At 42.2% G+C, this 14080-nt stretch carries 12 protein-coding genes and 1 pseudogene; 7 read left to right on the forward strand and 6 right to left on the reverse strand.

What is annotated here, in order from left to right; all coding sequences use genetic code 11:
* The first annotated feature begins 171 nt into the window (after nt 1-171).
* Nucleotides 172-1896, forward strand: a complete 1725-nt coding sequence (locus F7734_RS38065) for a diflavin flavoprotein (RefSeq protein WP_155749641.1) — start codon at nt 172-174, stop codon at nt 1894-1896.
* A gap of 131 nt (nt 1897-2027) precedes the next feature.
* A complete protein-coding gene (locus F7734_RS38070) occupies nt 2028-3740 on the forward strand; it encodes a diflavin flavoprotein (protein ID WP_155749642.1) in 1713 nt (570 codons plus the stop codon).
* A gap of 145 nt (nt 3741-3885) precedes the next feature.
* Here the strand turns inward: F7734_RS38070 and F7734_RS38075 are convergent, their stop codons facing one another.
* Nucleotides 3886-4320 (reverse strand): hypothetical protein, encoded by a 435-nt coding sequence (locus F7734_RS38075; protein WP_155749643.1) that lies wholly within the window; start codon nt 4318-4320, stop codon nt 3886-3888.
* Nucleotides 4321-4491: 171 nt separating this feature from the next.
* A complete protein-coding gene (locus F7734_RS38080) occupies nt 4492-5943 on the reverse strand; it encodes a peptidoglycan-binding protein (RefSeq protein WP_155749644.1) in 1452 nt (483 codons plus the stop codon).
* 387 nt (nt 5944-6330) lie between these two features.
* Between F7734_RS38080 and F7734_RS66380 the strand changes: the two are divergent.
* Nucleotides 6331-6497: pseudogene (locus F7734_RS66380) on the forward strand (ATP-binding protein); the annotation flags it as partial.
* A gap of 114 nt (nt 6498-6611) precedes the next feature.
* On the opposite strand, the gene F7734_RS38085 reads toward F7734_RS66380, so the two are convergent.
* On the reverse strand, nt 6612-7367 hold the full coding sequence (locus F7734_RS38085; protein ID WP_155749645.1) for a YebC/PmpR family DNA-binding transcriptional regulator: 756 nt from the start codon (nt 7365-7367) through the stop codon (nt 6612-6614).
* Between the two features lie 177 nt (nt 7368-7544).
* On the opposite strand from F7734_RS38085, the gene F7734_RS38090 reads away from it, so the two are divergent.
* Complete coding sequence (locus tag F7734_RS38090; protein WP_155749646.1) at nt 7545-8450, forward strand: alpha/beta fold hydrolase; 906 nt, start codon at nt 7545-7547, stop codon at nt 8448-8450.
* An 88-nt stretch (nt 8451-8538) separates the two neighbouring features.
* Here F7734_RS38090 and F7734_RS38095 read toward each other — a convergent pair whose 3' ends face one another.
* Nucleotides 8539-9957, reverse strand: coding sequence for an LCP family protein (locus F7734_RS38095; RefSeq protein WP_166482407.1), 1419 nt, complete (start codon nt 9955-9957; stop codon nt 8539-8541).
* A gap of 288 nt (nt 9958-10245) precedes the next feature.
* Nucleotides 10246-10671 carry a hypothetical protein gene (locus tag F7734_RS38100; protein ID WP_243147311.1) on the reverse strand — a complete coding sequence of 142 codons (426 nt, stop codon included), beginning with the start codon at nt 10669-10671 and terminating at the stop codon, nt 10246-10248.
* Between the two features lie 269 nt (nt 10672-10940).
* Here F7734_RS38100 and F7734_RS38105 point away from each other — a divergent pair, with 269 nt between their 5' ends.
* Nucleotides 10941-12197, forward strand: coding sequence for an AI-2E family transporter (locus F7734_RS38105; protein ID WP_155749647.1), 1257 nt, complete (start codon nt 10941-10943; stop codon nt 12195-12197).
* Here the strand turns inward: F7734_RS38105 and F7734_RS38110 are convergent.
* A complete protein-coding gene (locus F7734_RS38110) occupies nt 12166-13491 on the reverse strand; it encodes a serpin family protein (protein ID WP_155749648.1) in 1326 nt (441 codons plus the stop codon). The two genes, F7734_RS38105 and F7734_RS38110, sit on opposite strands and share 32 nt — an antisense overlap.
* Before the next feature lie 142 nt (nt 13492-13633).
* Between F7734_RS38110 and F7734_RS38115 the strand changes: the two genes are divergently transcribed.
* Nucleotides 13634-13846: a hypothetical protein gene (locus F7734_RS38115; protein ID WP_155749649.1), complete on the forward strand. Its 213-nt coding sequence runs from the start codon at nt 13634-13636 to the stop codon at nt 13844-13846.
* A complete protein-coding gene (locus F7734_RS38120) occupies nt 13843-14064 on the forward strand; it encodes a hypothetical protein (protein ID WP_155749650.1) in 222 nt (73 codons plus the stop codon). Before F7734_RS38115 ends, F7734_RS38120 begins: the two co-directional genes overlap by 4 nt.
* Nucleotides 14065-14080: the final 16 nt, after the last annotated feature.

Consider the following 14080-nt stretch of genomic DNA (forward strand, 5'->3'; position numbering starts at 1 on the left):
GACAAGGGGGACAAGGGAGAAGTACCCATACCCAATGCCCAATGCCCAATGCCCAATGCCTCTCATATAGTTTTTTTAATCAAATAATAGGAATTTTCATAAAACGTTACAAAAAACTCGTGTCACAATAGAACAAGAGTAAGAAATACTCATTTACTTAGGAGGGGATATATGGTAGCACTCACCGAAAAAACTAACAAAAGGCTAACCATGCAGGTTGTCGATATTGCTTCCGATACAACAGCAATTCGCTCTCTGGATTGGGATCGAGATCGATTTGATATTGAGTTCGGGCTGCAAAATGGAACTACCTACAACTCATTCCTCATACGCGGTGAGCAAACAGCGTTGGTGGATACTTCTCACGAAAAGTTTCGCCAACTGTTTTTAGATACCCTCAAGGGTTTGGTTAATCCCGCCGATATCAGTTATTTAATTATTAGCCATACCGAGCCAGACCACAGTGGTTTGGTTAAAGACGTTTTACAACTGGCTCCAGATATTACTGTTGTTGGTTCTAAGGTCGCTATTCAATTCCTGGAAAATTTGGTGCATCAGCCTTTCAAGCGGCAAATCGTGAAAAATGGCGATCGCTTGGACTTGGGCAACGGACACGAATTAGAATTTGTGATTGCACCCAATTTACACTGGCCCGACACTATTTTCACATTTGACCACAAAACCCAAACTCTCTTCACTTGCGACGCTTTTGGGTTGCATTACTGCTCGGACAGTACCTACGACGAAGATTTAAAAGCGATTGAAGCTGATTTTGAATATTACTATGAGTGCCTAATGGCTCCTAACGCTCGTTCGGTTCTATCTGCTCTCAAGCGCATGGCTGAACTAGAAAAGATTAGTTTAATTGCCACAGGTCACGGTCCATTATTATATCACAATGTTGAAGAATTAACCGGACGCTACCGCAATTGGAGCCAAACACAAACTAAAGCAGAAACAACAGTTGGGGTCTTTTATATCTCAGATTACGGGTATAGCTATCGTCTGGCTCAAGCAATCGCTTTAGGTATCACAAAAACAGGCGTTGCTGTAGAACTGGTAGACTTGCGTGCGGTTGGTGACTTGGTAGAATTGCGAGAGCTTGTCAGTCGCTGTGCTGGAATTGTCATTGGAATGCCTCCAGTTTCAGATGCAACTCAGATCCAAGGTGCTCTCAGTACCATCTTAGGTTCTGTTAATGAAAAACAAGCGCTTGGTATTTTTGAATCAGGCGGTGGAGATGATGAACCAATTGACCCCTTACTCAGTAAATTCCGAAATTTAGGTTTAACAACAGCGTTTCCAGCGATTCGCATTAAACAAACGCCCGTAGAAAACACCTACAAGCTTTGTGAAGAAGCAGGAACAGATTTGGGACAATGGGTGACACGCGATCGCAGCATTAAGCAGATGAAATCTTTAGGTGCTGACCTCGACAAAGCCTTAGGTAGAATCAGTGGTGGGCTTTACATCATCACTGCGAAAAAGGGCGATGTATCCAGTGCCATGTTAGCTTCTTGGGTGAGCCAAGCCAGTTTCAAACCTATAGGCATAACAATAGCGGTTGCGAAAGATAGGGCAATTGAATCACTGATGCAAGTGGGCGATAAGTTTGTACTTAACGTCTTAGAAGAAGGCAACTACCAACGCTTGATGAAGCACTTCCTCAAACGATTTGCTCCTGGTGCTGACCGTTTTGAAGGAGTCAAAACCCAACCAGCAGAAAATGGCTCTCCCATCCTGACAGAAGCTTTGGCATATATGGAATGTGAAGTGGTCAGTAGAATGGATGGTGACGATCACTGGATTGTATACAGCACGGTTTACGCAGGACGGGTGAGCAAGACAGAAGCCCTCACCGCCGTTCACCATCGTAAGGTTGGTAATCACTATTGAGTTGATAGTGGTTAGTGGTTAGTTGGAATCATAACTAACCACTAACAACTAACAACTAACAACTAACAACTAACAACTAACAACTAACCACTAACAACTAACAACTAACAACTAACCACTAACCAAAAAGCATGACTTCCACAAAACCCCGTGACGTTCAAGTTCTGCCTATTGCCACAGATACAACTGTACTTCGTTCTCGCAGTTGGACTCGCCTGAGATTTGAAATTGAATATGCTCTCGCAAAGGGTACAACAGCTAATTCTTATTTAATTAAAGGAGATAAAACCGCCCTTATCGATCCTCCCGGTGAAACATTTACAGAAATTTATCTAGATGCACTGCAAAAGCGCTTTGATTTGCAATCTGTTGATTACGTAATTCTGGGTCATATTAATCCTAACCGCGCCGCTACTTTAAAAGCAATACTTGAAATTGCACCTCAAATTACCTTTGTTTGTTCTAACCCAGGAGCAATCAATTTGCGCGGTGCTTTGGAAAACCCAGATTTACCAGTTCTTGTTATGCGAGGGGAAGATACTCTCGACTTAGGGAAAGAGCATCTTTTACAATTCATTCCTACCCCTAATCCTCGCTATCCAGATCAACTCTGTACTTACGATCCACAAACTGAAATTCTCTATACAGATAAGTTATTTGGAGCGCATCTTTGTGGTGACCAAGTGTTTGACGAGGGTTGGGAGATATTTCAAGAAGATCGACGGTATTACTATGATTGCTTAATGGCTCCTCATGCTCGTCAAATTGAAACAGCTTTGGAAAAACTTTCTGAGTTTCCCGTGAGAGTGTACGCAACCGGACACGGTCCTTTGGTACGCTATGGCTTGCTCGATCTGACGAAGGCTTACCGTCAGTGGAGTCAACAGCAAACATCTCAAGATACTTCTGTTGCATTGATTTATGCTTCCGCTTACGGGAATACAGCAACTTTAGCTCAAGCGATCGCTCGTGGTATCACCAAAGCCGGTGTTGCGGTAGAATCAATAAACTGTGAAGTTGCCGAACCGGAGGAAATCCGGACAGCTTTAGAAAAAGCATCTGGCTTTGTCATTGGTTCCCCAACTTTAGGCGGTCATGCGCCAACGCCAATTCAAACCGCTTTAGGGATTGTTCTCTCAACTGTGAGTAACAATAAACTTGCTGGCGTGTTTGGTTCTTTTGGTTGGAGTGGGGAAGCAGTTGATTTCCTAGAAGATAAGTTGAAGGACGCAGGTTATCGTTTTGGTTTTGAAACCATCCGGGTAAAGTTCAAACCAAATGATACCACCTTACAAATGTGTGAAGAAGCAGGAACTGATTTTGCTCAAGCACTTAAGAAAGCTAAAAAAGTGCGTTCGCAAAGTGTACCTGCTACAACAACAGAACAAGCTGTTGGGAGAATTGTTGGTTCGCTGTGTGTCTTGACAGCAAAGCAAGGCGATATCTCCAGTGCCATGTTAGCTTCTTGGGTATCTCAAGCAAGCTTTAATCCTCCTGCGTTAACCGTTGCAGTGGCTAAAGACCGTGCCGTAGAATTACTGACGCATTCTGGTAACAAATTTGCTCTTAATATTTTAAAAGAAGGCAACCACTTGGGTTTGATGAAGCACTTCTTAAAACCCTTTGGTCCCGGACAAAACCGATTTGTTGATGTTGCAACAGAAGAAGCTGAAAATGGTTGTCCAATTCTGACTGATGCACTTGCATATATGGAGTGTACGGTGACAAATCGTATGGAATGCGGCGATCACTGGCTGATTTATGCCACTGTCAAAAATGGTAAGTTGCTAGATAATGAGGGAGTGACTGCAGTACACCATCGCAAGTCAGGTAGTCATTATTAATAGTGACCAGTGACCAGCGACCAAGTTCTCTCGTTCCCAGGCGGAGCCTGGGAATGCCTTAGTAGAGGCTCCGCCTCCAATGTGCTACTAGCGATCGCACTCCAGTACGAGAGTGATAATCTTACTAGTAAAGTGTGACTTTTTATCAATCACTAATGACTGATATATGTTCGGGTTGGGACAAATATATATCTGAGTTTTGGGCATTGCAGTAAGCTAGCTTGCTACCGAAGAGATATCCCGTACTTATAAGTAAACATAAAAACGCAAAAGTCACAGGAGTCATCAAACGATCGCTTTCCACTTTCCATTGAGGCTTAATTCCTAAAAATTCATGTACACTTTTAATAGCTAAGAGCAAAGAATTTTTATCTATTCTCTTCCATGTCATTAAATCTCCATTTTTATGGGAGTTGAAATAGGCACATAAATAACCGGGCATTGACTCATCTTTTTTGATAATAAATGAATACCCATTAGTCAGTTTAGCAACTAGCGTTCTTTGTCCTTGTCTTTGAAGTGTACTGGGCTTCATGTTATTTTCTTCAAGTATCCCGATCGCTTCTTTCTCTGATAGCATTTTGCACCCCTATACTATTTTGATGGAAGCTTGACAAATTATTTTCTTCAAAATTTAAACTTCTTTATTTAAACATTATTTGTGACCAGCAACACATCTTTCTCTTGAAAGAGAAAATACTTTCAAGAAAGATGATGACTGGTCACTGGTCAGGTGATTACTGGTTACCGATTAAAAATATTCGACTCGTGCATCTAGACCTCGTTCTCGCAAATAATCCGACTGTCTTTCTGCTTCAGCACGAGTGTTGTATTGTCCGGCATTGACATAAGTACCCAGTCGCGAGTCGGCTTGAAAAGCAGAGGGTACATACTGCCGCACTCTACTTAAAGTGTCGTAACTGCGAATTGGTACAATGACCACATAGCGGTTTTCACGTCCGGGAGTCCATTCGGGGGGATTACCAGCATTGCCAGGAAAATCGGGATAACCACCAGAATTCCCAGGGGAACTTCCTGGATTACTTAAGGCCAACGCTTGCCAAGTTTCATAATTTACAAATCCATTGGCTTCAAGTCCGCGACTTCTTTGAAATTGAACCACCGCATTCCTGGTTGCTGGACCGTAATAGTTAGTGATTCGACCTTGAAAGAATCCTAAATCCTGCAAACGCCGTTGTACGATTTCGACACGCTGACTCCTTTCACCCAAACAAATATCACCTTGATTTACCGAACAATTGGAATTGGCTGGATTTGTCCCTCCTGCCAAAGCATCTGATATTCTGGCTAAGGTTTGTGAGTCAGCAACACCACTGCGTGTCAGCCCATAATTTTGTTGGAAACGTTCTACAGCTTCCTGAGTTGTAGATCCATAATATCCCGTAGGATTTGCACGAAAATAGCCCAATTGCTGCAAGTCTTCTTGCAATCTTCTAACTTCTTGACCGGAATCGCCCAGTTTTAAATAGGAACCATCAGCGTTATCCGGGTAATTGGGTTGGTTTGGTGGATAATAATCGGGTTGGTTTGGTGGGTAATTGGGTTGGTTTAAACTAACACGAATAGCTTCTTGTGTTCTTGGACCAACAATACCATCCGGTCTGATGCCATTAGATTGTTGGAATTGAGAGACTGCTCGCTCTGTTTCTGAGCCAAAATAACCTGTTATGTTACCACTGAAATATCCCAAACGTTGCAAATCTTGTTGCAATCTTCTGACGGATGCTCCATTGCTACCTCGCCGCAAACCCTCACCGACACGACCACCACCAGAAATTTTGCTTTGACACTGCGATCGCAATAGTTGCTGCGTTTGATTACCTACTACCCCAACAGTAGGAAGCCTGTTGTCTCGTTGGAAACGAATAACAGCTTCCCGTGTTTTGGAAGCAAATTTACCTGTTACCTTACCTTTAAAATACCCTAATTGTTTTAAACATCTTTGAATGCTAGCAACTTCAGGTCCATCATTTCCCACTTTCTGAGCAGCTAGAGCCTGTTCTGCCACACCGAGAACAGACACGGTTAAGGCTACAACCAAAAAATGCCTTGCAGCACTGGTAGATAGTTTCATCCAATTTAACTCTGTCAAAAAATTTTCAGTCAATTTAACTGATGCATATGGATTGCTAGATAACAGTTTGTTTGCTGATTCTGGATAAGTACATCTAATAATTTCCATGGTGGTTCGCGAGCGTGTGGTTTACAAACCTGGTAACGAATTTTTAGGGATTGGGATAGAACTGAACTTTATTCAATTGTTGGTGCATCATTATACCACACACTGTAACATTTTAACATTGCATATTTAAGGCAACATTTCGTACACAGAATCTTTTCCAAAATGTCATTGGTCACTGTTCACTGGTCACTTGTCAATGATTTAGAAACCCGTATTTATACGACTGTTGGATACAGATATTTATTACCAAAATCTAAACGATCTGTACCAAAAATTTTTAGATATTAACAAAAGAAGTACAATCTAAATTATTTGACCGAATAATTCTGGTGGGGTAATAATTACGAATTAAGAATTACGAATTACGAGCACTCTAGATAGCGACTTGACCCGTTCTTTACAACAAAACCTGTAGGAAAAGGCATGGGTTTAGGTATCTCCATTAGTTACCAAATTGTAGAAAAGCACGGAGGTAAATTACATTGTGTGTCCCAACTTGGTGAGGGGCTGAGTTTTTGATTGATATTCCTGTAATGCAGATGGTTAGTGGTTAGTTGATAGTTGTTGGTTGTTAGTGGATAGTGGTTAGTTGATAGTTGTTGGTTGTTAGTGGATAGTGGTTAGTTGATAGTTGCAACCACTAACCACTAACCACTAACCACTAACCATTAACCACTAACCATCATCAATTCTTCTGACATATCAAAATTAGTAGTAACATTTTGTACGTCATCTAAACTTTCTAAAGAGTCGATTAACTTTAAAAGCGATCGCGCTTGCTCTAAATCTGTGACTTCTACGTTATTACCGGGAATCCAGCGTAATTCAACATCGCTTACCTGAAAACCTTTTTCTTTAAGAGTTTGAGTGAGACTTTCCAAATTTGGCACTTCGGTAAATACCTCAGCCGTTTTATCCTCAGTCATCTCATAAGTATCAGCACCGCCTTCTAAGGAGGCTTCTAAAAGCTGTTCCTCATCCACAACTCCCTCTACCGTACAAACACCTTTCTGGGAAAACATCCAACTGACACAGCCTGTTTCACCAAGGTTTCCACCATTTTTACTAAAGGCGGTACGCAAGTCAGCCGCAGTTCGGTTACGATTGTCCGTTAATGCTTCGATGAGAACAGCAACCCCCCCAGGACCGTATCCCTCATAGCGAATTGATTCTAAACTAGAATTATCGCCTGCAAACGTACCAGCCCCCTTAGCAATCGCCCTTTCGATATTATCGTTAGGGATTCCTGCTGCCTTTGCCTTTTCAATGGCAGTACGTAATTGAAAATTGCCAGCAGGGTCAGGTACTCCACTTCTCGCAGCTACAATAATTGCACGTGACAGTTGGGTAAAAGTCTTACCTTTTTTTGCGTCCACCACTGCCTTTTGGCGTTTAATATTTGCCCATTTACTATGTCCTGCCATACGCGGAAATTATCAATAAGAGCTTTTCAATCTGAGGATATAACCTGATTTTATCGTTTGCCTAGTTCTATTTACTAAAAAGAAGCGTGCTATCGCACATCAACTACGTCAAAATAAAGACAGAAATGTCTGCTATAAACGGCTACATATCTTACCTGTACTGACAACCCAATTCTCATGACCTCCTCTGCTTCCACCTCAGCATTGACATCAACAAAAACCTGGCTCTGGCAAGGGTTTCCCATTTGTTATCAAACCCAGGGAACCTCCGGACCTGCTGTTGTTTTAGTACATGGCTTTGGCGCTTCATGGTGGCACTGGCGAAAAAATATACCTGTACTGGCAGAAAATTGCCGTGTGTTTGCGATTGATTTAATTGGTTTTGGTAGTTCGGCGAAACCGAAACCGGGGGAAAAAATTTCTTATACTTTTGAAACTTGGGGACAGCAAATCGCTGATTTTTGTCGTGAAATTGTGCGCGAACCAGCATTTTTAGTTGCGAACTCTGTTGGTTGTATTGTCGTGATGCAAACAGCAGTGGATAATCCAGAAATTGTCTTGGGAGTTGCCTTGCTCAATTGTTCCCTGAGACTGCTACACGATCGCAAACGCATAAATTTACCCTGGCATCGTCGCTTTGGAGCACCCCTACTCCAACAGGTACTTTCCATTAAACCAATAGGAAACTTCTTTTTCAACCAAATCGCCAAACCAAAAACAGTACGGCAGATTCTCCTTAAAGCCTATGCTAATTCTGAGGTCGTTACAGAAGAACTCGTAGATATTTTAATGGCACCCGCACAAGACCCTGGTGCTGTTGCGGTGTTCCTTGCTTTCACCGCCTACTCTACCGGACCCTTACCGGAAGACCTATTACCCCAACTCCCATGCCCTGCTATTATTTTATGGGGAGCAGCCGACCCTTGGGAACCAATTGAATTAGGTAGAGAATTGGCTAATTACTCACAAGTACAAAAGTTTATTCCCTTAGAAGGCGTTGGGCATTGTCCGCAAGATGAAGCTCCTGAAATTGTCAATCCAATTTTACAAGATTGGATTTGGGATTTAGAACTAAAAAAATAACCGCAGATGGACGCAGACGAACGCAGATAAATATCCATCAATTATCCGCGTTCATCCGCGTGCGTCTGCGGTTCAAAATTTCCAGTAATTACGGTGCAACAGGGCTTTCCAAGGTGCGTATTTTTTCCACCCAATCTTTCCCCACCTGAATACTGATATCAGAACCGAGGTTACCCGTACTTTCTACACGCACTTCCCCAAATCCTAAAGAATTGCGAATCGATTCAGCACTGTTACCATCACCTTGTTGAGCAACAATGTGAGTCACTTCCAATGGTTCGCCCCAACTTTTAGCTATGTAAACGTTATTGTAACCAGCTTTTTGCAGCACCTTAATTAAAGGTCGGAGATTGGTATTCTCGCTACCTGTACTGTCTTGAATGGCTACACGCAATGAACTAGGTTCGCTAGAAAGAGGAATCAACTCCGATTTAAGTTCAAAGTGTTGAGCCAGCATAGTATTGATACGCTGTTTATCTGGTACCCAGTAGCTTGCTTCAAACTCCCCTGGCTGACTAAACCGACCGGGTAGCATCATCATTTGCATATTAGAACGGTTTGTTCTCACTCCGTAACCGACTAGCGCTAATAACTCCTCAACAGTTAAATTAGTATCAATATTGTCTTTAACTACGTTAAGAATTTTAGGTAATTGCGTTACAGTCGCTGGGTTGAGAGATTGATCCATTAAGGCTCGCATCACCATTTGCTGCCGTTGAATGCGACCAATATCTCCATTTTCGTCATGACGAAAGCGCAAAAGTTGTAATGCTTGGTCACCATTGAGGTGCTGTTTTCCTGCTTTTAAATTAATAAATAAGTGTTGAGATTCATCTTTATATTTCATATCCTTAGGAACGTAAACCGTGACTCCACCTAAGGCATCAATTAACTTGGCAACTCCTAAAACATTAATCCGAATATAGCGATCGATTCCTACTCCATCTAATACGTTACTGACAGTTTTGGCAGTTAAGGCAGGTCCACCAAGAACATTTGTGGCATTTATTTTCCGAGCACTATGCCCTTCTATTCTTGCACGGGTATCTCTAGGAATGGAAAGCATCACCACTTTTTTCTTCTCTGGATCGAATCGCATCAAGAGCATGACATCAGCTAGTCCATCAAAAGAATTGACTTGGGGATGATAGCCCAGCTTGAGGCTTTCACTCGGTGGGTTCTGAATGTCCTGTGGGAGTACGCTCATTCCCATAACTAAGATGTTTACAGGACGGGTTAATTCTGAAAACCGCAGCCCACTCCCTGAGATGCGATCGGCATCAAACACGGCTGCTTCATCTGGGCTGAGGTTTGTTTGCATTAAAGGTGTACTTGTTAAAGAAACAGCTAACAGTGCCCCTGCTGTTGCCGACACCATGGCAATACCACTCATTCCAACCCAAAACCACAACCAGCGCCCCGATTTATGGCTTTGAGTATTTTTATCACTTGGATCGGGGCGGGATGCTGAGTGGTTTCCTTGCGCCGAAGTTCTTTGAATGGTCACTGACTTCCTCACACTTACTGATAAACAGTGAAAAATATGCTGTCTTATAAAAACAGCTAAATCGACTTATTAATAATTAACTCTTTTTGATTATTAGCGGTAAATTTACCACTAGAGTGTTAACCAAAACACTTATTGCAGTAATTCTCCTACTTTTTAGGAAATCCGGAGATGTTTTATTGAAGTATGGCAATAGAAAACTTGATTTGCCTAGAGCTGATTTCGAGAAAATGCCAAAGAATAAGAAAATTAAGTGAAAACACCGAAAGACATTTTTCATTAAGGTTGTTAAGACAAGTATTTTTCCAACCATCGTTCGGCAAATTCACTAAATCCAGATAGACGGTAAGACTTGCCTTTCAAGATGCGAACAATCAACCAAGTACTTACTAAAAAGTATCCAGAGGTAAGAAAGCTATTAAGAATTAGTAGACGCAGTGTTAAAAATTCTGAACTTTCTGCTCCCGTTGTTAACAAGAGGTATCCCAAAAGCCAGGTAAATGCCAAAGTTATTGACAGGCGACTGACTGCAAGTTGTTCCCGAGTGCCTTGATGACGGTAGAGAGTCCATAAAGATGGGAAAAAACCAATGACTGGAATTAAATACAGGGGATTGGGGATTGGGGATTTTGGATTTTGGATTGGGGATTGGGGATTTTGGACTGGCAAAGGTGGTGTCTCCTCTGGGGAGAAGGGGTAATGGCGGTTGGACATAGGGATTGGATAATGTTAAGTGTTGGTATTGACAATATTCTTCCCTATGTCGGCATTAAATTCCTCATTCTATACTTAAGAATCATCAACTTTAATACCCAATGCCCCTTACCCAATGCCCCTTGCCCAATGCCCCTTGCCCAATCCTCTGTTGAAAATTTTTCGTTTTTTCTGTGTAATCCTAAGTTAGGGGGATGATCGCGGTAGTGTAGTCAGAGATAATAAGCGTAAAAGAATCATATTATTTAGTTGTATCCCGCAATCGGCAGATGCAGACACGCAAGCTCTTCGACTGGTGGCAAACACTCTCACCGATATCGCGAATTAGCGCTATCGCTCTGTTCGCTCCACTACTCGTGCTTAATGGTTGGGCAGTTTCAGCAATTTTTCATTACTTTCACTCGCTGATTGTCATTTTAGTCGGTGCGTCAGTGCTCGCGTTTCTGCTCAACTACCCCGTAAGCTGGATGGAGCGTCACGGCGCTAGGCGAGAACAAGTCGCTGTTCTAGTGTTTTTACTCGCCTTATCGGTTTTATTAGCTTTGGGGGTGACTCTCATCCCACTGGCTTTAACTCAAGCCCAGCAACTGGTGGCTCGCATACCGGAATTGATTGATTCGGGGCGATCGCAGTTGATGATGTTGAATGAGAAAGCGGACAGCCTTGGCTTACCGATTAACCTTGATGCTTTGGTCGTACAAATTAACGATCGTGTTAAGGGACAATTGCAGGCAATTTCCGGTCAAGTTTTAAATCTGGCTGTTATCACAGTGACTAGCTTGCTTGACTTTCTCTTAACAATGGTTTTGACCTTCTATCTTTTGCAGCACGGGGATGAGTTGTGGCAGAGTTTGGTAGACTGGCTACCTACGAGATTCCGTGACGCTTTTTCAGAAACAGTACGCCTGAGTTTCCAAAACTTCTTTATTACTCAATTAATTGCGTCAACTTGTATGGCGTCAGCCCTGATTCCCACGTTTTTATGGCTAAAAGTACCGTTTGGTCTGCTGTTTGGCTTGACCATTGGTATCATGGCTTTGGTTCCTTTTGGTGGATCTGTGGGGATAGCTCTGACTACGCTCATAGTCGCCCTACAAGATTTTTCAATGGGAGCCAGGGTACTGATTGCAGCAGTGATTGTCCAGCAAATTTTAGAAAACTTAATAGCTCCTAGAATTCTAGGTAGCTTTACTGGTTTAAACCCCGTCTGGGTTTTGATTTCTGTTTTAACAGGTGCGAGAATTGGCGGGCTTTTGGGTGTTATTGTGGCGGTACCCACAGCTGTCGTTATTAAAACTGCTCTCAGTGCAGTGCGTCCCGCATCTAGCAGCACGGAAGAGGTTGAAGATGCAGAAACGATTTGCATTCAACCACAAGGTACGGCTGATAACAGTATCACGACACCATCAAGTAACCAGTCACAAGAAGTAGCTGCACCCGTTGTTTCAGACTCCCCTCCTACAGGTTCTCAAAGCAATCGCAGCGAAATAAATCCTAAGAAAGTGGCTCCACAATTGAACCCATAAACAAAATACTTCCTGTGCGATTATCCCGAATCGTACAGAAGAAGGGGCGATCGACAATCATACTGAACGGTTCTTCAGATGGCACTTTAGCTGATAATGGCACTATTCCTACAGAAGTAGCAGCAGCAGCCTCAGTGCCTTCTTCATTCACTTCAACAAATGTTTTATGCTTAACTTCGCTAATTTTAAGTTTTTTTCCCATGGCAGAAAAGTTGGCTTTATTGCTAAAAGCCTCCCCCATACCTAACGCTGTTAGAGCTTGATTTAGGGTGATATCATAGTCCATTTTAAAACGAGGCAAGCGCACAAATCCTTCTCTTTGGCTAAACTGAGACATCCAATTTTCCCAGTTTTCTGCACTCAGATTTTCATAAAAGCTTTTTAAGCTAGATGTCTGTTTGGGAAGAAAAATATAAAAGCTTACCTTACCATCTTTACCATAAGGTAAACTCACTGCTTGAAATTGTTGATTCTCATAATACCTATAGTTACCTCTTTGTGACATCATAGGGTGTTGTTTCTGCTGACCCGACAAAAGGTAAAATGGGCGATCGCTCGTTTGTTCTTTGTCAAATTCATCCGACCAACGACCTTTAAAATAAATAGCATTAATAAGGAACAACACTCTATCGGGCTCGATTCTGTCTACAATTTTGTTAATTTTTCCTTCAGTACTATCGTTAACCCAGCTATTGATAATACTAGGTGCATTTGTATCTTGAAAGTTTAAATTAGCTACCCTAGCAGTATAAAACTCTTGGTTTCTCCGGATAAATTCTCGCTCCAGACTAGCCTCTCTATTTGCCCAAAGGGAATTTGCAATAGTCAGTTTTACTTCCGGATCTGGATTTTCTAAACTTTTCTTCAGCGCCGCGTTAGAAGAGTTGATTTGTTGTAAAGTCAACCCTTGTAACTCCAGCGCTTTTGTCATCGCCTCTCTCGTACTGCCACTTGCTCCGTTATAAGTCATAGCTAAAGCAATGGATACACTTGAAGGGGAAACAAAAATATTGCGATCGCCTTCATTTTTCAGAATTTCAGAAAATAGTTTAAAGCCAAACTTTGTGTTAGAATTAACGAGTTTGGCATCAGGAGTTGATGGTTGTTTTGACATGGAAGATTCCGAACGAGGTAGACTCGTTTGTGCATATGCGCTCGTGTTGTTACCGATCTGCGAACATCCCAGAACACCCATAAGAACAACGCTAGCTGCAGTCAGAACATAGCGTCTCCCCAGACGAACGCCATAGCGTCTTTGCAAAAAATTTTCACGAGCATTGCTATTTTGCTTCATTTGACTCCACAATTTCCTGAGACTTTGTTTCGACTATGGCATCTCAAGTGACTTATTCACTATATGGTTACAGTTTTGGCAACAACAGCAGCACAATTGAACGGGAGGGGCATACTCCATTTAGATGCAAAGCGTTGTATGATTGACAAACAGTGAGGAACAAGGAGCCAATTATTCCTACGAGAAGTACACAGCACAGCTATTAACTTGCTTTAGTTTGACTTACTGGGCAACAAAGATGTATTTGCCTGTCAATGTTGTTCGCGTAGATGAACGAACAGGACAAGTTTTCTTTTTAGCGGGAGAAGAGACAGCAATTCTCATCAATCGTAACGGACTGTGGAGGCTATTATGACAAAGCCCAATTTTCAGGCAACGACTCGTAAAGATTTACTAGCGTATATGCTCGAACATCGAAATGACGATGAAGCATTTTATGCCTTGATGGATAAGGTAAACGCTGAACCTGCTGGGGAGTTTTATCCAGCCCCACAATCAATTGACGATCTGAAACATTTTCCCCAATTGCTAGAAAAATTCCGTCAGGAGAGAGAGGATGAATCGCGTTCCTAATGAAGAGGATAATGGC

It is taken from the genome of Scytonema sp. UIC 10036 (assembly GCF_009725235.1).